Genomic DNA, 21003 nt, shown 5'->3' on the forward strand with positions numbered 1-21003 from the left:
ATAGTTAAAGTATGTATTATTATACATATGTATGAATAAACATACAACAGTTATTTTACAAAATTATTAATTTTTTTGATAAACTTGAATTAATTAAATATATTTTGAGGTGAGAAGTGAATGGAAAGTGGCTTATATGAATGGGGGAACAGAGAAAATATGACATTGGTGTGTCTACATGGAATGGGGAGTACGGGTTTAAGTTTTGGGGAACTGGCGCACTATTTGGCTGACTATCATGTCGTCTCATTTGATCTAGCCAGGAATGGGAGCGATAAGTCTTTGTCAGAGGAAGAAGCGTACAAAAAGCCATCATGTATGGCAGAAGAGGTTGAGAAGGTTGTAAAGGTCTTAGATAAATCGAAAATCTGCCTTGTGGGCCATTCATGGGGTGCACATCTTGCTTTGTATTTTGCAAAGGCTTATCCGGAACAGGTTCAGGGTGTGATTTTACTTGATGGCGGTTATATACAGCAACCGGGGAGCGACTCATTGGAGGAAGAGCTAATAAGGATGGAGGATTTCCATAATAGTATTCGTTTTCCGTCATGGGAGGCATTTATAGAATCAGAGAAGCGTGAGATGCCAAGATGGTCAACGGAGATTGAGGCAGCTACCAAGGCGCAGGTTACAGAAATTAATGGAGAAATCCGGTTGGCTCTGCCAGTTTCTGATGCGAAAGCAATTCTAAAAGGAATTTATGCCGAGCCTACCAAAGATGTTCTGGAGAAGATTATCTGTCCGGTATTACTGCTTAGAAGTACGCTCCCGGAAGAAATGGAAGGTCTTCGGCAACAGCAAGCTAACGATTTTTTAGAAAACACACCGAATGCACAGGTTCGTCTGATACCCAATACAACACATGATATTTATCGTGATTCCCCAGGTGAAGTGTCCAGGAATATAAGAGAATGGATTCAAGAAACGGCTTATTAACTTTGGTAGGAGGATTGTAACGTAATTTCCTCCCCATTCTGATTAAACTTGTCTTTGTCTTCATTATAAAAATAATCCATAATAAGGAGATAAACGATAGCAGCGATGAAGAAAAATAGTAGAATAATAGTACTCCAGGCTACTGAGGTTGTAAGAATTCTGAAAACCCTTGAGTTCTTTAATACCTTAAGAAAATGCACATTAGTCCCTCCATTCAGGTGCGTTAGTTTGCTTTTATTTAATACTATCAAACAATAGGTAACCTTGAAATGTTTGGAAACTATAATTCTGAGGGGAGATATACTAATGAATCAAACAAAAATAGGGATTGATGCAGGAGGCACGCTTGTAAAGACGGCTTATAGGAAAAATGAAACTATTCTTTATCAAACATTCTCTTCGTACAATCTTGGTGATGTTGTTTCATGGGTCTACGAAAGCTTTGAAAACCCCATTATTTGTATAACGGGTGGGAAAAGCCAGCTACTTTCAGAAAAACTGAATGACTCTGCAAAAACAGTGGTCGAATTTGAAGCAACTTCCCGTGGTATACAGCTGCTTATTGGAGAGCAATATGAATCTCTTAAAACAAATTTTCTGTTTGTAAATGTCGGTACTGGTACATCAATTCATCATGTCAATGATATGGAACAACAGCGGGTTGGAGGAACTGGCATTGGTGGTGGAACGTTAATGGGACTTGCCTACTTATTAACCGGAGTTGAGGATTATGCAAGGATGGTACAGTTAGCTAGTAACGGTGACAGGGGAAATACGGATCTTAAAGTAAAAGATATCTTCGAAGGGGCGCTTCCGCCAATTTCCGGAGATTTGACTGCAAGCAATTTTGGGAAAAGGGAGTCAATGATAGCGCAGTACCCATCAGCGTCAGACATATTGGCAGCAATCATTGGCATGATAGGTGAAGTAATCGTTACGGTCAGCTCACAAATGGCAGTCCAATACAACGTCGATTCCATCGTTTATATCGGTTCGTCATTCCGGTCAAACCCCCTTTTGCGGGAGATTATTGATGATTATACTAGGATAGCAGGAAAAGAGCCAGTTTTTCTAAAGGACGGTGAATATAGCGGTGCAGTTGGAGCCTTGTTATCACTAGACTAATTACATAAAATAGAGCTTGGAAACCGCGTCCAAGCTCTGTGTAAAATAACTATTATTGACCACCGAGATACTGTTCCAGCGTAGTGTTATTGCTGTCAATGTATTTAGCGGCTTTCTCGCCAACGTAACGAAGGTGCCAAGGTTCATATTGATAGCCGGTAATACTAGTTTTTCCTTTTGGATAACGAATGATGAAACCATACTCACTAGCGTGTTTTTTAACCCATTCACCCTCATCAGTATTGGCAAAATTGGTGTTCAAACGGTAATTGATATCAGCGCTAGTGACATCCATAGTCAGACCGGTTTGATGCTCGCTTTCCCCGGCTTGCGCGCTGAATTGATTTGCTGCTTCGTGCCCATGTTCACTAGCATTTGCTGCGAAAATGGCTCGTTGCCTATCATATGAACGATAGCCAGACTGTGCGAAAAGGTCAACCCCTGCCTTATCTCCAGCGTTAAACATATTCTCAAGTGCATTTGCTGCTACTTGTCGCATTTGTTTTTTTGGCAAGTCTTCTGTAAATGGAAACCTTACATTTGGGTTTGTAAGATTTTTCGGAACATAACTAGCTGGCAGTTGGTTGTTTTTATTCACTAAAGCAAGGATACTTGATGGATTGGATACAACGTTACTATTTTTTTCATTGTTGTCTTCAGTATCGTTATTTTCTAGACCAGTGCCTGGTTTTGCTTCAATCTCACCATTAACGGCCTTTAAGATATATTCTCGTGTGTTCTTCCCGTAAACACCGTCAATCTTCAAGTTAGGAAACTGTGCTTGAAAATCTTTTATCGCCCAAACGGTGGTCCATCCTAAGTCACCATCAACCGTCAATGAATAACCTAATCGGTTAAGGGCCTTCTGCATCATACTAACTTTTTGGCCACTATCTCCATGTGATAATGTCCCTGCAGGAAGGATTTTTTCATTAGCACTCCCGTCATCTTCATTTTTTTGTTTATCGGAAGAATCATCCTGTTTTTCCGATGAGTCATTATTTTTCTGATCTTTCTGATCAGAAGATGGTTTATCTTTTTCTGTTTCTTCCTTTTTATCTTTATCAGACTTGTTATCTTCGGCGTTCTCTTTAGTTTCTTCACTATTCTCAGTTGTTTCTTCTTGGTCAGATTCATCACCCTGACTACAGGCGGTTAGAAATAGACCTAACAAGGATATAATAATTAATAGCAACTCTTTTTTGTTAGACATGTGAATATCCCCCTTATTTACTCCTTACTTATTTAGACGATATAAAAAGCTAAAACATTCATTCTTTTCATAGAAAAGAACAGAAGACATAAGAATTTATCTCTCCTGTTCTAATTTTTTAAAATACGTAATTATTCCCCAGCATATTATGCCTAAAAGCCAGTAAATGGGGAATGAATAAATGTGTTTCCAGTATATTGCTTTGTAAAAACCTAACCATACCATAATCGGCTCAGCAACAAAAGCTAAAAAAGCAGCCAGCAGTCCTGAAAATAAGAAGAACTTTTTAAAACTGTTACTCCACAGCTGATAACAAAACATAAAGGATATGATCACAACACCAACATCATAAGGATATAATTGCGGACGTAAATACGGTGAAAGGATATAAGGATAGGTCCAGGCTAAGGCGTTGCTTCCTATTGAATCAAGAATAATTGCTGCAACACCATAGAATAATCCGAATGCTGTAATTTCAATAATTCTCTTCTTATTAACTAATATCCACCAGATAATGGCCGGCAGTATGCTAAGCATAATCAAGAACCACCATCTAGGTGTTAGAAATACATTCTGATGCCAGTATGCTTTAAATGTGTCGCTGAATTCTCTGTGGGCTTCAATTAATTGGGGCAGTGAAATGGAATTCAATAGGATTAACTCGTTGAGTGGGATAAGATTTTGAATAATTAACCACACCATTAAAGTCACCGCAATCCTTTTTTAGTATTTGTTCTTTTCGCAAGTTATGTTGCTCTTTAACCATCACAGTTGATATAAACTGCGAATTACTTTGAAAAATACTCAACCGGGTCTCATAGCCCTGATGAAGACACGTTTCACGCAATTTGAACAGGTTCGGGTTCTCATAACCTTGTAGAGTGAGCCCATGGCTAGTAAGACTGCGAAAGTGCTAGCTTGAGCAGATGTTGCATTGGTACCGGAGTGGTGCAAAAGAAAATTTTCACTATGTCGCAGTTTATATCAACTACGTTATGATTTCATTAATTTGATAAGGCAACAAACTTAAAAAAGCCTTTATATTAGTGTAACCAACAGTGATGAATTAATGTGCTGGCGGTATTTCATTGATATATCATAAAAATTCATATATACTTAATGTAATTGAATAGCTATCAAGAGTGATCGAGAGAACTGGCTCAACGACGTCACAGCAACCTGCAAATGTAAGGTGCTCCCACCAGCAAAGCCCATGCTTTGAGTGATAAATCGGTAGAAAACCCCTTTATGCATCCAACGCATGAAGGGGTTTTTAATATGTAAAGGAGGAAGTAATATGAAACATTTCATTATCGAAAATGGGAACGTGACATGGCTGACGAAGGAGGAGTTTGATGAACTTCCAGGGCAACATGTGTCGGAGGTGATAAAGGACATGACAGCCGAGGAGTTAGAGAGATTCAAGAAGGAACGTTATGAGAAATTTGTTAAGCCTTTGATGGAGTATAATGTCGAGAGCATAGAAAGGAAGAGAGAATCTCAGAAAACTGACTGGAATCGTTAGTAAATGTCTTTTAGTAGAAAGTTAACTCTTACTGTCCTGTAAGGCTGCATATTTAAAGATTCCCGCAGTAATAGTAATAAGCCGAGTAGGGGCATATGCCTCCTACTCAAGTTAATTTACGCAAATAGTTCAGGAAATTGTTTTACTATTGCAATTGATATGGCATCTGACATCGCTAAAGCTTGTTCCTCAATTTCATCATATATTTGAATATCTTTCTGGTAATCCATATTTATCATAAATATTGCTTCCTGTTTTGTTAAATCTAAGTGCTGATAGAACATATCTCTAACACCTTTCTCGGACAAATAAGGATTTACACTGCTCCAGAACCTGGCAATCTCATCTGCATTAGTGTACCACTTTTGCTCAGCAGCCATTGCAGCCTGCTGATCACCTGCTACTGCTGCTTTAACAATATCCGCGGCAAATAAGAGATGTTCTTTTACCAAATTAGCGTATATATCAGCTAGGCGGTCACCATAGCAGGGTCTGATTGCATTTCCCATATCCGTAGCATTTTGTAAAAGTCGTGCGATAACAAATTCCACATCTGGCAGATTAAACGTCAAGCTGATAATAGTCATTCTGGTCCATGCAACATGCTCTTCCCAAAGTCTGCGATTATCACTTCTAAATTCGAATTCTGCTTGACTGATACAATCATCCTGCCTGAAAGCGGATTGTCTCATTGGAATAAGCAGGCGTTGACCCACCCGAAGATTGTATGGGTCCACTCCGGGGTTATTTTTGGAAATTTGTTCTGCTGGTGTGTGGAATCGTTCAGCCAGTAGCCCGAGATTATCTCCTGGCTGGATAGTATAATAAAATTCTCTATTCATGTTGGTTTCTTCACTCCTCTGTTTTGAATATCGTAACAGCCTATTCACAGACAGAGGAATGGGTGAGTGTCATTGAAGCCCATTAATGGTATAATAATTCAGAAAATAATTATAAGAAGGGGAGTCACGTGAATGTTTAAAAAATTAGCTTCAGATGCATTAGGCTTATCCGATATTGGCAGAATTATAGGCCCGGAGGACTATGATAAGACAGATGCGGATGATTACGTCCGACACGAAGATGATGAAAAAATTTACTTCCTGATTAAGACAAAAGCAGATGAGTATTGCTTCACTAACCTGGCACTAATTCATGTAAATGGTGAAAATGCCGCTTCTTCTAAACGAACGCTAAATCGTTATCCTTATTCACAATACAAGATTTCTGATGTATCCCTTGAGACAGCAGGAAAAATCGATTTGGATATCGAAATCAAATTCACATTAGGAAAAGAACCACTAAGTATTGATGTCCATAAAGACGAGATTGATAAATTAAAAGATTTATATAAGGCGTTGTTGTTCATTGCCGAAACAACCCACGAAAATGCTATTATTACAGAGATGGCCGGAGAAAGCTTAGATAAAGCTGTGACAGTTCTGCAAAATTCAAGAACATCTGAAACGAAGCTTGCAGAACAATATAAAGAGTTAACGGAGTTTGGATTTGACTGGTTGAAGTCGGTTCGTGAAGAATATCATGAGAAAGACTTCGGAGACGTTTTTGAGAAATATATTAATAACTAGACTTTTATAAAGGCTGAATGGTGCCGGGCACTGTTCAGCTTTTTCTATGTTTTGGAGAACTCTAAGATTTAAGAGGATGTTGATTGGTTGGGATTGGATACAAGTCAGTGGTGATCTACCAATAAAACAAAATGAGCGACCGCCATAATGGCAGTCGCTCAAAGTCTGCTTCAGCTTCCTGTTTCCCGATATCCAGTATTCGCTTTTACTTTAACTTCAGCGTATCGTTTCGCACTGGCGTCTTTAGAGAACAGGGTGCCAAGATAACCCCCAAGAAAGCCTAATGGAACTGAAACAAGTGCAGGGTTAGAAATAGGGAAGATTGGATCCCCGACAAATAATGCTGCACCTTCTATCGGTGAGAAAACGCTTGGACTCATAGATACAAGAATTAACGCTGAGAACAAACCGGTTAACATTGCTGTAACAGCACCCGCTGTATTAAACTTCTTCCAGTAAACTGTATAAATAATGACTGGAAGATTTGCACTTGCTGCAATACAAAATGCTAATGACACTAGGAAGGCTACATTTAAGTATTGCGCAAACAATGCGAGGATAATTGCAAGAACTGATACTGCTAAAGAGGCATATCGTGCTGCTCGCATTTGCTGCAGATCAGATGCTTTTCCTTTTTTAATAATCTGACCATATAAATCATGCGCAAATGCCGATGCACCTGATAGGACCAGACCGGCAACTACTGCTAGAATGGTAGCAAAGGCAACTGCCGATATGAACGCGAATAGAATTTCCCCGCCTAATGCTTCGGCGAGTAATGGTGCTGCCATGTTTCCGCCAGGGTTCGCCGCAAGAATATTTGCTTCACCAACAAAAGCTGCTGCTCCAAACCCAAGAAATAAAGTCAGCACATAAAATATACCGATCACCCATGTTGCTGTAATCACAGAACTTCGAGCAGTTTTAGCATCCTTAACTGTGAAGAAACGCATTAGTATATGTGGCAACCCAGCTGTTCCAAGTACTAATGCAATCATTAGGGAAATGGTTCCCAATGGATTCGTATACTTTAGACCCGGCTTCAGATAATCTGCTCCATTACTAGTAACAGTTTTAACATCATTGAACATATCTACTATGTTAAAGTTAAACTTCAATAAAACAAGGAACGAAATAATAACCATACCAGCCATAAGCAGAACGGCCTTTACGATTTGAACCCAACTGGTTGCAATCATTCCTCCAAACAATACATAAATCGTCATCATTACACCAACAATCAGAACCGCTATCCAATAGGGGATGTCAAATAACAGCTGGATAAGTGCTCCTGCACCGACAAGCTGTGCAATCATATAAAAGATTGAGATTGTTATCGTGTTAAGTGCAGCAGCGCCCCTGACTTTCTTCTCATCGAACCGGGCCTTAAGCATATCTGCAAGTGTATATTTTCCAAGATTCCGAAGCGGCTCTGCCACTAAAAACAGGACAACCAAATAGGCAATAAGGAAACCGATACTATAAAAGAACCCGTCAAAGCCATATAATGCAATTGCGCCGGCAATCCCAAGGAAGGAGGCGGCCGATAAATAGTCTCCTGCTATTGCAACCCCGTTTTGCCACCCCTTCAAGCCACCACCAGCTGTATAAAAATCAGTAGTTGACTGGGTTTGTTTTGCGGCAAAATACGTAATAATCAGTGTTAGTATGACAATAGCAAGAAAAAGAATTACGACAGTTGCATTCATCAGCTATTACCTCCTTTGTTGTTAATCTGTTCGTCAATGATTTCATCTGTCTGCCTGTCAAAGGATGCTGCCTTTTTAACATATAAAGTACATAGAACCCATGTCATAACAAATTGCGCAAAGGCAAATAGCCAAACCCATGAAATATCACCGATTGCTGGTGTATTCAGGAAAGTCGTATAGGACGTTAGAATGGGAAGCATAAAATAAAAGACGAGAAAAAATATAGTTAAGGGAACAATGAACTTTTTTCTGTCGTTCATTAGCCTTTGAAACTTCTCACTCTGCTCTATTTTCACAAAATCGATCTTGTCATCTGTCTGTTCCTCTGTCTTATAATCGTTCACATTACTCATAATCACCCTCCTCGTTTGTTAGAGATAGAGGTTTTTTATCTAACCTTAGAAACCTCTCTTTCTCTTAGCAGTTAACATCCGTTCTTACTGCAAAAGTGCAACTAAAGCATTCACCATTAACGAATGCCAAGTCTTCTAAGAATCTATTCTTCCATTGTTGACAGATCACCAGTTGGAAGATCAAGATCCCATGCCTTTAGAACACGACGCATAATTTTTCCGCTTCGGGTTTTTGGTAAAAAGTCGCGAATTTCAATTTCCCTTGGAGCTGCATGAGCTGCTAATCCCTTTTTAACGAACAAACGAAGCTCTTCTTGTAATTCTTCGCTTTCTGTGTAGCCGTCTTTAAGTGCGACAAACGCTTTTATAAGTTCACCGCGAACTGGATCAGGTTTGCCGATTACGGCTGCTTCTGCAACTGAAGGATGTTCGACAAGCTTGCTTTCAACCTCGAATGGTCCTACTCTCTCACCTGAAGTTTGAATAACGTCATCATCACGTCCCTCGAACCAGAAGTAGCCATCTTCGTCTTTGGAAGCAAGGTCACCTGATTCAAAAAACCCTTTGACAGGGAAGTACTTATTGAAGCGTTCTTCATTCTTCCAAACGTTTCGCAGCATAGATGGCCAGCCTGATTTGACAGATAATTTCCCCATTTGTCCTGGAGGAAGTTCATTCCCTTCATTATCTAAAATGGCCGCATGTATGCCTGGAAATGGCTTCCCCATAGAGCCTGGTTTCATGGGCATGGATGGGTAATTAGCAATAATAATACCGCCCGTTTCTGTCATCCACCAGTGGTCATGAATACGCAGGTTATAAACCTTCGTTCCCCAATGGATAACTTCTGCATTTAATGGCTCTCCCACACTTAATACATGACGTAATGAGTTTAAATCAAAATCTTTTGTTGCATCATCACCAATAGCCATAAGCTTCCGAAATGCTGTTGGTGCGCTTAACCATACCGTCACTTTATATTTCTCGATGGTTCCATACCAATTTTCAGGGCTAAAACGACCACCGCGAATGAGATTAGAGGTGCCATTCAACCATGGTCCGAAAATGCCATAAGAGGTACCTGTCACCCATCCAGGGTCAGCTGTACACCAGTAGATATCATCTTCCTTGAGATCTAATATCCATTTTGCAGTCTGATATTGTTGGAGCATTGCATTGTGGACGTGCAGGATACCTTTTGGTTTGCCGGTTGAACCTGACGTGTAATGGAGAATCATACCGTCTTCACGATCAACCCATTCGATATCAAGATCCGATGAAGCCTTACTCATTTCCAGTTCATAGCGGTGAAATGTAGTGTCTTTATCCACATCAGGAGCATCACCTTCATCGGCCAGAATAATATGTTTTAGATGTGGAAGTTCTTTGTATGGGACACGTGGCAGTAAATCAGATGTCGTAATTAGAACGGATGCATCACTATTTTCAAGGCGGTCTCGAACTGCCTGTTCCATAAAAGCTTCAAATAAAGGTCCGACAATAGCTCCGATTTTTAATGTTCCTATTAAACTTATATAAAGCTCGGGTGATCTTGGCATAAATAAAAAAACACGTTCACCCTTTTCAATTCCAATGTTACGTAATACATTTCCAAATTGATTAGACAGGAATTTCATGTCCTGAAACGTATATTTTTCATCACGATCATCGTCACTGTAATAAAGTGCCACTTTATTCTTTCGCCACGTTTCTGCGTGACGGTCAATTGTCTCATATGCCATGTTCACTTTCCCTGTTTTATGCCATGAAAAGTCCTTTTCAACTTCTTTCCATGAAAAATTAGCACGCGCCTCATCATAATTAGGCATATTAGCTTGCCCCTTTAACGGAGCGAGTGTATTACTCACCTCAAATTCCTCCTCCTATTAATAATTGTAGCATGCTATCTGAATAGCTGACATGGATCACCTCCACATTCACCTGAAAGCGCTTACTAGATAGTATAAATGAATGGTGTTTGATAAGAGAGGGAAATTGGGCCAATTGCAATGAATTATGTCTGAATAGTCTAAATTAAATCATAAATGGTTAATGTTTAAATACGTCAAGAAGTATCTTTCTTGCAGAACGACTAACCGGTAATGATGTGCCATGTTTATCGTTGAGGGTTACATTACTCGATCCGTTAAACCATGGTGTGATTTCCCGAACAAAATTCAAATTTACTAAATAGCTTCGATGTGTCCGGAAGAAAGATAGTCCGTGTAATTTTTCCTCCAATTCCTGTAGTGTCATTCGACTTTCGATCACTTCATCCTTTGTATGGATCTCAAGCATACGTTTGAATGGAACTGCGTAATAGATGGAATCTGGAGACAAAACAACCATTCGTTCCCCATCATCAACGAGTAATTTTGATGCAGGGGACTGGACATCAAGCTGGAAGGGCTTGTTTTCTTTCATATCCATCTGCGCTATTTGTTTTCGGATCCGCTTCATCGTCTTTTGAAAACGTGTATCATCATAAGGCTTTAACAAATAGTCGACAGCGTCAATTTCAAACGCATCAATGGCATATTCGTCATATGCGGTTGTAAAGACGAATAATGGCGGTTGAATATAGGAAAGCTCTTTGATTCGCTTCGCTGCCTCAACACCAGCAATACCCGGCATCTGAACATCAAGGAAAATAACGTCAGGTTCATGTTCCACATATAGATCTATTAATTGTTGGCCATTCTCAGCACTTGGATGGGTAATGACATCTTGTTCTTTTTTCAGCAAGTCGATTAATTCTTCACGGGTAAATTGTTCATCCTCTGCAATCAAGGCGTGAATATTCTTCATAAAAATACCTCCTCGTACCATTAATCTTTATACGGAATGTTAAAATACACTTCACTTCCACTGGAAGGCAGGTTGCGTATATGTAAGCGTGCAGTGTCTCCCAGTAAATGGATTAAACGCTGATTAACGTTATACAAACCTGCGCCTCCTTCTTTGTCAGATTCAAATAATTTATCTCCCGCCTGGTTTAAAATAACCGGTGGGAAGCCACAGCCATTGTCACTCACTGATACTTGAATGAAGGTGTCCAGCTTTTGAATTGTTACATTAACGACGCCGCCAGTTGTAGCATCTTTCAAGCCATGCTGGACACTGTTTTCTACAAGTGGTTGAATTGTTGATGGTGGTATAAATACTTCTGAAATACCATCTGGTTCTGAAAAAAAGATCTGCAGCTGACTGGAAAAACGAGTCTGGGCGATTTCAATATATGCTTTCACATGCTGGCATTCTTTTTCCAAATGGATGAGTGACGAAGAAACTAGCCCGATATTAAAGCGCATATAGCGGGCTAGGTTAACCGTAATATTGCGTGCCTTTTCCGGGTCTTTTCGAAACAATGCAGCAATCAAGTGCAGTGTATTAAATAAAAAGTGCGGATTAATTTGCGCTTGAAGATTTCTCAGTTCTGCGTCACGTATATGTGTTTTCATCTTTTCAGTTGCAATTGTATTCAGTTGATTGGATATTAACTGTCCAAGTCCTTGTGCTAGCATTAATTCCACTGGACGAATGTGTTGTGCTTTACGAAAGTAAAATTTGATTAGTCCAGTTGCATCATTTGCATCCATAACAGGGATTATTATGGCAGCCTCAAGGGGACAATTGATATGTTTGCACTGAATTTCTGTACGTGAATGGGCAATCTGCATCTGTTTTGAATAAATTGCCTGATGGGATAAGGCGGTAATAATCTGATCTCCCTCGCGATGGTGATCTTCTCCTAGACCCCTGTGAGCAAGAACTTCCTTTTCATTCGTTACGGAAACAGCAGCTAATTTTAACCTATCATAGAGTAAATTGGCTATTCCCGATGCCATATCACGTGTTGAATCTTTTTTTAAAAAAGGAAGAGCTTCCTCAGCGATTGTTAAGGCTTGTTTGGTAGCCAGTGCAGCCTCATTTTCTTGCTCACGCAGTACAATGCTGATCATAGCTGTGAAAATCGCAATAGCAATACTGTTTGATAAGACAAGCGGCAGTCCAATCGTATTGACAAGTGAGATGATGTTATCTGAATGCGGTTCAAAAATAAGCAGCAACTGCATCTGCAGAACTGGAGGAAATACACCGATAAACAATGCTTTCCATGGGGAGATTACCCGTTCATTTGAAAAGAATTGGGCAGTTAATCCTGCTAATAATCCTGTCAGTGGATTGACCAGACTGTTTGCCAGAACACCGATACCACCAAGGTAAAAAAGATGCGCTCCAGCAATCAATCCTGCCCCCAACCCAACTACAGGTCCACCTAATAATCCGGCAATGACAATGGCAACCAGACTGGAACTGACAGCCATTTGGTCATCCTCGACAAACCAGACAAATTCACGATTAACAACAGAATCTCCTTCAATGACTATCCCTGTTATTGTTGCCGCAATACCAAAAAGGCCAAACATACAAGCATGTACAAATGACATCCTTTTCGAGTATTCACGATAAAGCAATGACTTGAATCCTGGGATACGTGTAAGCACAAACGCGAACACCAGCAATAACCCAAGACGTTCAAATAAAATAATCGTCAAGTATTTCACTGGATATCCTCCTTCGTATCAATGCCGGTCTGTGCTTTTATAAAGAAGCGTCTGAAGTCAGAATTACTAGACTTTGGCCCATTTGAAAATATCGAGCCAAGATACGCACCTAAAAATCCTATTGGAATGGCAATGATACCTGGGTTATGTAATGGAAAAAAAGGCTCTCTCGCAATCCAGCCCCCATTCGGATTCATAATATGCGGACCGAAAATTAGCAGCGTCAGTGAGGCAGTTAATCCACACACCATTCCGATAATTGCTCCTGTTTGGGTGAAACGCTTCCAATAGATTGTAAACAAAAGAACAGGTAAATTACTAGAAGCTGCGACAATAAACGTCAAGGAGACAAGGAATGTAACATTAATATTCCGCAGTCCAAGCGCAAATAAAGTAGAAATGAGTCCAACGACAAATGCGGTCCATTGTGCTGCACGTATCTGTTGTTTCTCGGTTGTTTGTCCTTTTTTAATAATATGGTAATAGATATCATAGGAAAAAGCAGTTGTAGCAGATATCACCAAACCAGCTACGACTGCAACAATAGTTGTAAATGAAATCGCCGCAATAAAGGCCATCAGGAAGTCTCCTCCCAACTCATTTGCCAATAATGGTGCAGCCAAATTCCCAGTCGGGTCATGTGCAATTAATTCCTGGTATCCGATAAGTGCAACTGTACCAAGTCCAAGAACAAGAGTAATAATATAAAAAATTCCGATAATCCAGCTCGCCGTCAACAGTGATCTGCGCACCTCTAATGTATTTCGGACGGTAAGAAAGCGGATTAAGATATGCGGAAGACCAGCTGTTCCAAGAACTAAAGCCAAGTGAAGCGATAGTGTTTCCAGGGGGCTTCCAAACAAATTACCAGGCATGAAGAACTGGTCCCCCAATGGCGTTCCCAACTTTACCTGTGAAATCAGCTCAGCTATACTCCAATCAAAGTGCGAAAATACGATTAATGAGAGCAGGAAAGTGCCAGACAGAAGCACGACCGTTTTAACGATCTGTACCCATGACGTTGCAAACATTCCCCCAAATACCACATAAATTGTCATTAGACTTCCAATTATTAGTACGGAAGTTGAATAGTCAATATCAAGAAGTAAACGTATTAAAAGACCAGCCGCTACCAATTGCGGAATCATGTACAAAATAGAAATGATAAATGCTCCAATTGCCATCATCCAGCGCATCTTATAACTCGGAAAACGTGAACAAATTACATCACCAAGTGAATAAGTCCCCAAACGATGAATAGGTTCCGCAATGAAAAATAATACAATTAAATAAGAAACTAAAAAACCAATTGCATACAGGAACCCATCAAAGCCATTAATTGCTACCGTGCCGACAATTCCAAGAAAGGATGCAGCGCTAATGTAATCTCCAGCAATGGCCATGCCATTTTGTACACCCGTTAAACTCCCAGCTGCAATGTAAAATTGATTTGTTGTCTTGCTTTGCTTTGCCGCCCAGTAAGTAATAATCAACGTACAAACAATAATACATAAGAAAAACAGGAAATATGTAATGTTCACTACTCCACCTTCTTCGTTTAGCAATCTCTATCAGGTTACTGTATATTAATCTAAATAATTTAAATTTAACAAATTTTAACCTGTTATAAATAGTACTTTAATTGACTTTATAAGTAAAGATTGGTTGAGGTTTGATACTGAATCTGGTAAACAAGTACCATTTAAGTCAGATATACAAGTTAGAATGCTATTTATACTTTCCTGCTTCACTAAGTGCAAATCACAACCCTGATAAACCAAATTTTAATGTTTGTGCGACTAAAAAACGGGTATTATAAGGAAATAGTTGAAGACTAACGTAAGTAAACTAATAAAAGGCTGTAATCTGCAGAGGGGAGGAACTTTGATTTGAAGAAAATGACCGTAGGAATAATTCCAGCCCCTGAATTACCAGAATCAATCGCATATAAATTAGTGGACAAATTGCCAGATGCATTCTCCGGTAATATTGATAAAAACCTCTCGTGGGAGGTTGAAATAATTCGTGATCCACTTACAGGAGCTGCAGAAAAAGTGGACGAGATCATTAATAGAGCAACTGATTTAAAACAGGAACATAACTGGGATTATGCAGTATGCCTGACAGATCTTCCTATCTTTTCAGGGAAAGATGTCGTATTAGGTGATGTTAATGATAAAGAAGGGGTAGCGCAAATTTCTATACCAGCGTTCGGAATTTTGCCTGTAGGAAGACGAGTGGAAAAAGCAATCATTCAAATGGTTAGTGAATTATATTATCGAGTAAACGGACATGGCAAGGCTTTAAATAAGGATTTAGATAGTGCTGCCATAAATAATTTGCGTTTATTGAGAAGTGACTCCGCTTTTTCTCCAATTCGCAAAATTAATCCTCCTGATAAGATAGAAAAAGCCGATGTACGTTTTATTGTCGTACCGCGAGTTAATGGACGGCAAAGACTACTTTTTGGTATGGCCCATGCAAACAGACCATGGTCAATTATTCCTGCATTTAAACGTGTAGTTGCTATCGCATTCGCAACCGGTGCTTACGGCCTAGTATTTCCTTCCCTTTGGAAACTTAGTGTCGCTTACGGGCCCACACGTTTTGTTGTGTTGATGCTAGCAGCCATGATGGGCATGATTATTTGGATTATTTTTGCTCATAATTTGTGGGAGAAGCCTACTAAGAAAAGTCACAGGAAACTAAGACTGCTATATAACACTGCTACAGTAATAACTCTGGGAATTGCTGTATTGGTTTACTATACAATGCTCTATATTTTGTTTTTGATTGCAGTAGCCTTTTTTGTCCCACCAGAAGTATTTACCGAGACAGTAGGACTTGAGGGAGAAGTCGGTTTTAAATACTATTTCCATTTAACATGGCTTGTTACCTCTGTTGCTACTGTAGTAGGCGCAATCGGGTCAGGACTTGAAAGTGATAAAGTTGTGCGAAATATTATGTACGGCTATCGCCAGCAGCAACGTTATAAGGAAATGGAGCATTACGATAATTTTTTAAAGGATGAGGAAGATTATAAGTGATATGAGAGGCTGAATGCTATAGTGGCGTTTAGTCTTTTGGCACTTGAGAAAACATAAATAATCTCTTACTGCATAAACAGTGCAACCTAAGGCTTGGCAATAAACCAATTTTTCTAATATGATAGATACTTATATCGCATTAAATCAAGTGAAAATAATAAAAAGGGAAAATAACCCTCTTTTTCACTAAAATAAAGGATTTATAGTTTACATTATCGAAAATTGAATTGAATAAAAAACGAAATGAGAGTGCCAAATGCCAACATACAACAAGCTAATACGAGATAAAATACCGGGAATCATTGCAATGACGGGGAAGAAGGCAAATACTGCAACGCTTTCTGATGAAGATTATATAAAAGAACTTAGAAAGAAGACCAAGGAGGAACTGCAGGAATATTTAGCTGCTGATAATGACTCAGATGCTTTAGATGAGCTAGCTGACTTGCTTGAATTAATGCATACACTAGCAAATGTGCATGAAAGCTCTATGGAAGAGGTTGAGAAGATTCGCGAGAAAAAAGCCGAACAACGCGGTGGATTTAATGATAGAGTCTTCCTGATCGATGTAGAGTAAAGGTATTAATCTAGGTGATAGATTAAAAAGATGTGAACTTAAAGCACAATATAAGAGTACTAAGTATATATATATAAATGAATCCTTTCTGAACACAAGGAAGGGTTCATTTTTTTATTAATCAATAAGCTGTCGCGAATAAATATTCATATAAAGTACTAATAAAATCACTAAAAAGCCCTAAAAGTTTTATATTTATGAAAATTAATGTATAAAAACAATGTTATCAATTTTGTTCTGTGATATAATATGGCATAAATCTTTTGAAAGTTTCTAAAAAACGGAGAATACAGGGGGTAAATAAATGAAGAAAAATTGGCGGGCTTTTCTAATTATAGCTTTGATTAGCTTACTATCATTGGTGGCTTGTGGAACCAGTGAAGATGCTGAAGGAGAGCAGACTTCAGGATCAGGGGATGGAACTGATCAAGATGCTAATCAAGGAGAGGATAAACAGTCCTTTACGATAGGGGCAACTCAGATTGTTGAACATCCATCGTTGGATGCTGCTTATGATGGGTTTAAACAAGCGGTTGACGAAGCGGGTCTGGATGTAGAGTTTGATCTTCAGAACGCACAGAATGATCAAAACAATGCGAGTCTTATAGCACAGAACTTTGTGGCAGATAATGTTGATTTAATATTTGCCAATTCGACACCGAGTGCCCAAAGTGCATTGCAGGCGACACAGGACATTCCGATTATTTTTACATCTGTTACGGATGCAGTGGGAGCTGGTCTAGTAGACGGGATGGATCAACCGGGAGAAAATATTACGGGAGTACTCGACCTTCATCCGGATGCGATTAAGAATACGGTAAACTTTATCGATACGTACTTTGAGGGTTCGAAGGTTGGGCTTATTTATAATTCTGGTGAGCAAAACTCTGTATCACAGATAGAAGCTGTGAAGGCAGAAGTTGAAGGCACAAGTTTAAGTGTAGCTGAGCGTACTGTTTCAACATCTGCTGAGGTACAACAAGCAGCGACAACACTTGTAGGTGAGGTCGATGTTATGTATATTATTACGGATAACACTGTTGTATCGGCATTAGATAGTGTCGTTGGTGTAGCAAATGATCAGGATATTCCATTGATTGTTGGTGAACCAAACTCACTCAAAAAAGGTGGTTTTGCCACATACGGAATCGATTATCATACAATTGGTACTCGTGCAGGTGAAATGGCTGTAGAAGTGTTAACAGGCGAAAAGACAACTGCGGATATTCCGGTAGAATACCCAGCAGAAATGCAATTGTTTATTAATAAAGGAGCAGCAGAGGAACAAGGCATTGAGTGGAACGAAGAATGGGATGAAAAAGCTCAGTTCGTTGAGCCTAAATAAAGAGATAGGAATTTGGTCCCTTTCTTAGAGGGGCCAATTGTATCCTTTGCTGTAGAGAGGAGGACATCTTGTGTTTATATCAATGTTTGGAGCAGTTGAATCAGGAATTATATATGCGATAATGGCGCTTGGTGTGTACTTATCCTTTCGTATCTTAGATTTCCCTGATTTGACAGTGGATGGAAGTTTTGTAACAGGCGGTGCTGTCGCTGCCATTTCTATTATAAATGGAACAGATCCTGTAACAGCCACAATTTTGGGTACAATAGCCGGATTTGTAGCAGGCAGTATAACAGGTGTTCTTCATACAAAGGGAAAAATAAACCCATTATTATCAGGTATTATCATGATGATTGCACTTTATTCTATTAATCTACGGATAATGGGTCGGCCGAATTTATCCCTCCTTAATGAATCAACACTTTTTACTCAAGTGGAAGGATTTTGGAAAGGAACAGGTTTTGATCAAGCGCTCAATGGCATGTTGAAGACGCTAGGCTCAGCTCAAGTACCCAGTACATGGGCTATTCTTATTTTTATGATATTTGTTAGCATTTTCATCAAGCTATTGACCGATTATTTTCTTAAAACTGAGGTAGGACTTGCAATTAGAGCTACTGGAGATAATCAAAAAATGATACGAAGTTTATCGGCTAACACGGATACATTAATTATTCTGGGTCTTGGTGTTTCTAACGCCTTTGTTGCCTTATCTGGAGCTTTAGTTGCCCAGTATGGCGGATTTGCCGATGTTGGGCTTGGAATTGGGATGATTATTACTGGTCTTGCTTCGGTGATTATTGGGGAAGCCCTGTTTGGAAAACGGACAATCGCCATTACCACGATTGCCGTAATCGGTGGAGCGATTATTTACCGTATTGTGGTAACCCTTGCTTTACGTGTTGAGTTTTTAGAAACGGGTGATATGAAATTAATTACCGCATTACTTGTTGTAGCGGCCTTAATTACCCCGAAAATAATTAAATCACATAAAGAAAAAAAGCGGCGTCAGCAAAAGCGAAAAGAACTGAACAGTACTGTGGCAGAGGGGGGTTAACATGTTAGATCTTCGTGATATTTCAATAACGTTTAATGAAAATACACCCGATGAGAAAAAGGCACTGCAACAGGTGAACTTAACGATGGAAAAAGGCGAATTTGTTACTGTCATTGGCAGTAATGGAGCTGGAAAGTCGACCTTGATGAATGTAATTTCTGGAACACTTATTCCTGATGTAGGGTTTGTTCATGTAGGTGAAAAAAATGTTACAAGTTTGCCAGAATACAAGCGGTCAAAGTATATTGGAAGGGTTTTTCAGGATCCGATGGCAGGTACAGCCCCAACCATGACAATTGAAGAGAACTTAGCCATGGCCTATGCACGCGATAAAAAACGAAAGCTGCGAATTGGGGTAACAAAAAAGCGAAAAGAATTGTTTCAGGACTACTTGAAAACATTGAATCTCGGCTTAGAAGATCGTTTATCAGCTAAGGTAGGCTTGCTTTCTGGGGGAGAACGGCAAGCATTATCATTGTTGATGGCTACGTTTACCGAACCAAATATATTACTATTAGATGAGCATACTGCTGCACTTGATCCCTCTCGTGCGGAGTTAATTAAAAATCTAACAAAAGATGTAGTGGATAAGTTCGATTTAACTACAATAATGGTTACCCATAACATGCAACAGGCCTTAGACTTAGGGAATCGTTTGATTATGATGGATAAGGGACAAATTATTTTAGATGTAAAAGGCGAAGAAAAACAGAAACTAACAATCGAAAAATTATTGCATGAATTCCAACGAATTAGAGGTCAACAATTTGAAAATGATCGTGCAATCTTAGGATAAGCCAAAGAGGTGGTTCAATTGCTCGCGAAAAATGCGGGCTGTTGAATCACCTTATTTTGTTTAAAGCATAGTCATTAAGCTCCTGACGGCACGTTGGGCTTCCTGTATCATGACTTACTTTATATTCCACATTTTGAAGTTCTTCACCTGATCTTGGTAAATATTATATTTTGCCATCTGTATTTGTCCCCTCGCATTATTGGTTTTCCCACAATCAAGTTATGAAGAAGAACGCTATGTAGAATGGGTTCTAAGCAAAATGGCTTGTATAATTCATCACCACTTTCTGGGCGGATGCATAGCATAGTGCATGAGAGGTGGTGAGGATATGGGGAACAGTCAATCTGCTGTTCAGCTAGAACGTAATGAATGGCAAAAAAGACAACGTAATCAAAGGTTGAAGAGTTTGTTAACAATCTCATCTCCTATTTTCATTTTGGTTTTATGGGAAATCTTATCAAGAACAAGTGTCATAGACCCGCGCTTTTTCCCTCCACCTTCTGTAATAATCAAGACGTTAATTACGATGGGAACAAGCGGCGAGTTATTTATCCACATTAAAATTAGTTTATATCGTATCTTTTCGGGTTTTGTACTTGGAGTAATCCCAGCGATAGCTCTTGGGCTATTAATGGGAATGTATTCACCGATACGGCATTTTTTCTCACCGTTAGTTATGGCATTAATGCCAATTCCAACATTAGCGATGTTACCGATTATTCTCATTATTTTTGGAATTGGTGAGTTTTCCAAGATGTTGATCATTGCAATCAGCGTTTTCTTTCCTGTTGTCATTAACACAGCTGCAGGGGTAACAAATATTGACAGGATTTATATTGATGTTGCTAGGAATTATGGGGCAAGTGCTAAGGATTTCTTCTTTAAAATTGCACTACCTGGCTCCTTGCCGGTTATGCTGGAAGGAATTCAAATGGGGCAGGCGATTGCCTTGTTAACGATTGTGGCTGCTGAAATGGTTGCAGCAAACAGCGGGATCGGTTATCTAATTTGGGTAAATTATAAGGCCTTTTTATTAACCGAAATGTATGTAGGTCTTGTGCTCATTTCCTTCTTTGGCTACTTCTTCTCCTTACTTCTAAGAGGACTGCAAAGTAAATTGATTCCGTGGAGATAGCCAAATTAAATCATAAGGAGGGTCA

19 protein-coding genes and 1 riboswitch are annotated in these 21003 nt (G+C 39.3%); of the genes, 10 read left to right on the top strand and 9 right to left on the bottom strand.

The window, feature by feature from the left end; genetic code table 11:
* Positions 1-120: 120 nt before the first annotated feature.
* Together BMY13_RS01295 and coaW are read left to right on the top strand one after the other, a co-directional pair.
* Complete coding sequence (locus BMY13_RS01295) at positions 121-936, top strand: alpha/beta fold hydrolase (RefSeq protein WP_092501923.1); 816 nt, start codon at positions 121-123, stop codon at positions 934-936.
* 306 nt (positions 937-1242) lie between these two features.
* Positions 1243-2061: a type II pantothenate kinase gene (gene coaW, locus BMY13_RS01305; protein ID WP_092501925.1), complete on the top strand. Its 819-nt coding sequence runs from the start codon at positions 1243-1245 to the stop codon at positions 2059-2061.
* A 52-nt stretch (positions 2062-2113) separates the two neighbouring features.
* Here coaW and BMY13_RS01310 read toward each other — a convergent pair whose 3' ends face one another.
* A complete protein-coding gene (locus tag BMY13_RS01310; protein WP_245735964.1) occupies positions 2114-3274 on the bottom strand; it encodes a D-alanyl-D-alanine carboxypeptidase family protein in 1161 nt (386 codons plus the stop codon).
* 96 nt (positions 3275-3370) lie between these two features.
* The gene (locus BMY13_RS01315) at positions 3371-3925 is read right to left on the bottom strand and encodes a CBO0543 family protein (protein WP_139180750.1); all 555 of its coding nucleotides are present in this window, start codon (positions 3923-3925) and stop codon (positions 3371-3373) included.
* 479 nt (positions 3926-4404) lie between these two features.
* A riboswitch (SAM riboswitch) is annotated at positions 4405-4506 on the top strand.
* A gap of 65 nt (positions 4507-4571) precedes the next feature.
* On the opposite strand from BMY13_RS01315, the gene BMY13_RS01320 reads away from it, so the two are divergent.
* On the top strand, positions 4572-4799 hold the full coding sequence (locus tag BMY13_RS01320; RefSeq protein WP_092491215.1) for a hypothetical protein: 228 nt from the start codon (positions 4572-4574) through the stop codon (positions 4797-4799).
* Positions 4800-4915: 116 nt separating this feature from the next.
* Here the strand turns inward: BMY13_RS01320 and BMY13_RS01325 are convergent, their stop codons facing one another.
* The gene (locus tag BMY13_RS01325; RefSeq protein WP_092501927.1) at positions 4916-5641 is read right to left on the bottom strand and encodes a LysM peptidoglycan-binding domain-containing protein; all 726 of its coding nucleotides are present in this window, start codon (positions 5639-5641) and stop codon (positions 4916-4918) included.
* Positions 5642-5773: 132 nt separating this feature from the next.
* Between BMY13_RS01325 and BMY13_RS01330 the strand changes: the two genes are divergently transcribed.
* Entirely contained in the window at positions 5774-6388 is a 615-nt protein-coding gene (locus BMY13_RS01330; protein WP_092491217.1) for a PH domain-containing protein, read from the top strand.
* A 170-nt stretch (positions 6389-6558) separates the two neighbouring features.
* On the opposite strand, the gene BMY13_RS01335 is transcribed toward BMY13_RS01330, so the two are convergent.
* From BMY13_RS01335 to BMY13_RS01360, 6 genes are all read right to left on the bottom strand, one after another.
* Positions 6559-8097 (bottom strand): solute symporter family protein, encoded by a 1539-nt coding sequence (locus tag BMY13_RS01335; protein ID WP_092491218.1) that lies wholly within the window; start codon positions 8095-8097, stop codon positions 6559-6561.
* A complete protein-coding gene (locus BMY13_RS01340; protein WP_092491219.1) occupies positions 8097-8453 on the bottom strand; it encodes a DUF485 domain-containing protein in 357 nt (118 codons plus the stop codon). Before BMY13_RS01340 ends, BMY13_RS01335 begins: the two co-directional genes overlap by 1 nt.
* A gap of 143 nt (positions 8454-8596) precedes the next feature.
* Positions 8597-10282: an acetate--CoA ligase gene (gene acsA, locus BMY13_RS01345; protein WP_092503385.1), complete on the bottom strand. Its 1686-nt coding sequence runs from the start codon at positions 10280-10282 to the stop codon at positions 8597-8599.
* A 220-nt stretch (positions 10283-10502) separates the two neighbouring features.
* Complete coding sequence (locus BMY13_RS01350; RefSeq protein WP_092501929.1) at positions 10503-11261, bottom strand: LytR/AlgR family response regulator transcription factor; 759 nt, start codon at positions 11259-11261, stop codon at positions 10503-10505.
* Positions 11262-11281: 20 nt separating this feature from the next.
* Entirely contained in the window at positions 11282-13021 is a 1740-nt protein-coding gene (locus tag BMY13_RS01355) for a LytS/YhcK type 5TM receptor domain-containing protein (RefSeq protein WP_092501931.1), read from the bottom strand.
* The gene (locus BMY13_RS01360; protein ID WP_092501933.1) at positions 13018-14562 is read right to left on the bottom strand and encodes a solute symporter family protein; all 1545 of its coding nucleotides are present in this window, start codon (positions 14560-14562) and stop codon (positions 13018-13020) included. Before BMY13_RS01360 ends, BMY13_RS01355 begins: the two co-directional genes overlap by 4 nt.
* A gap of 348 nt (positions 14563-14910) precedes the next feature.
* On the opposite strand from BMY13_RS01360, the gene BMY13_RS01365 reads away from it, so the two are divergent.
* From BMY13_RS01365 to BMY13_RS01390, 6 genes are all read left to right on the top strand, one after another.
* A complete protein-coding gene (locus BMY13_RS01365) occupies positions 14911-16068 on the top strand; it encodes a hypothetical protein (protein ID WP_092501935.1) in 1158 nt (385 codons plus the stop codon).
* Positions 16069-16324: 256 nt separating this feature from the next.
* Positions 16325-16645, top strand: a complete 321-nt coding sequence (locus BMY13_RS01370) for a nucleoside triphosphate pyrophosphohydrolase (protein ID WP_092491224.1) — start codon at positions 16325-16327, stop codon at positions 16643-16645.
* Between the two features lie 304 nt (positions 16646-16949).
* A complete protein-coding gene (locus tag BMY13_RS01375; RefSeq protein ID WP_092501937.1) occupies positions 16950-17990 on the top strand; it encodes an ABC transporter substrate-binding protein in 1041 nt (346 codons plus the stop codon).
* Between the two features lie 70 nt (positions 17991-18060).
* Positions 18061-19047 (top strand): ABC transporter permease, encoded by a 987-nt coding sequence (locus BMY13_RS01380; RefSeq protein ID WP_092491226.1) that lies wholly within the window; start codon positions 18061-18063, stop codon positions 19045-19047.
* 1 nt (position 19048) lies between these two features.
* Entirely contained in the window at positions 19049-19843 is a 795-nt protein-coding gene (locus BMY13_RS01385) for an ABC transporter ATP-binding protein (protein WP_092501939.1), read from the top strand.
* 328 nt (positions 19844-20171) lie between these two features.
* A complete protein-coding gene (locus tag BMY13_RS01390; protein ID WP_092491228.1) occupies positions 20172-20978 on the top strand; it encodes an ABC transporter permease in 807 nt (268 codons plus the stop codon).
* Positions 20979-21003 lie beyond the last annotated feature (25 nt).

This window comes from Virgibacillus subterraneus (assembly GCF_900110695.1).
Taxonomy (GTDB): domain Bacteria; phylum Bacillota; class Bacilli; order Bacillales; family Amphibacillaceae; genus Lentibacillus; species Lentibacillus subterraneus.

Bases quoted from the DNA above. Each gene is read 5' to 3' on its own strand.
- coaW (WP_092501925.1), top strand. From the start codon at position 1,243: ATGAATCAAACAAAAATAGGGATTGATGCAGGAGGCACGCTTGTAAAG.
- BMY13_RS01310 (WP_245735964.1), bottom strand. From the start codon at position 3,274: ATGTCTAACAAAAAAGAGTTGCTATTAATTATTATATCCTTGTTAGGT.
- BMY13_RS01330 (WP_092491217.1), top strand. From the start codon at position 5,774: ATGTTTAAAAAATTAGCTTCAGATGCATTAGGCTTATCCGATATTGGC.
- BMY13_RS01350 (WP_092501929.1), bottom strand. From the start codon at position 11,261: ATGAAGAATATTCACGCCTTGATTGCAGAGGATGAACAATTTACCCGT.
- BMY13_RS01340 (WP_092491219.1), bottom strand. From the start codon at position 8,453: ATGAGTAATGTGAACGATTATAAGACAGAGGAACAGACAGATGACAAG.
- BMY13_RS01390 (WP_092491228.1), top strand. From the start codon at position 20,172: ATGGGGAACAGTCAATCTGCTGTTCAGCTAGAACGTAATGAATGGCAA.
- BMY13_RS01325 (WP_092501927.1), bottom strand. From the start codon at position 5,641: ATGAATAGAGAATTTTATTATACTATCCAGCCAGGAGATAATCTCGGG.
- BMY13_RS01375 (WP_092501937.1), top strand. From the start codon at position 16,950: ATGAAGAAAAATTGGCGGGCTTTTCTAATTATAGCTTTGATTAGCTTA.
- BMY13_RS01335 (WP_092491218.1), bottom strand. From the start codon at position 8,097: ATGAATGCAACTGTCGTAATTCTTTTTCTTGCTATTGTCATACTAACA.
- BMY13_RS01295 (WP_092501923.1), top strand. From the start codon at position 121: ATGGAAAGTGGCTTATATGAATGGGGGAACAGAGAAAATATGACATTG.
- BMY13_RS01370 (WP_092491224.1), top strand. From the start codon at position 16,325: ATGCCAACATACAACAAGCTAATACGAGATAAAATACCGGGAATCATT.
- BMY13_RS01320 (WP_092491215.1), top strand. From the start codon at position 4,572: ATGAAACATTTCATTATCGAAAATGGGAACGTGACATGGCTGACGAAG.
- BMY13_RS01385 (WP_092501939.1), top strand. From the start codon at position 19,049: ATGTTAGATCTTCGTGATATTTCAATAACGTTTAATGAAAATACACCC.
- acsA (WP_092503385.1), bottom strand. From the start codon at position 10,282: ATGCCTAATTATGATGAGGCGCGTGCTAATTTTTCATGGAAAGAAGTT.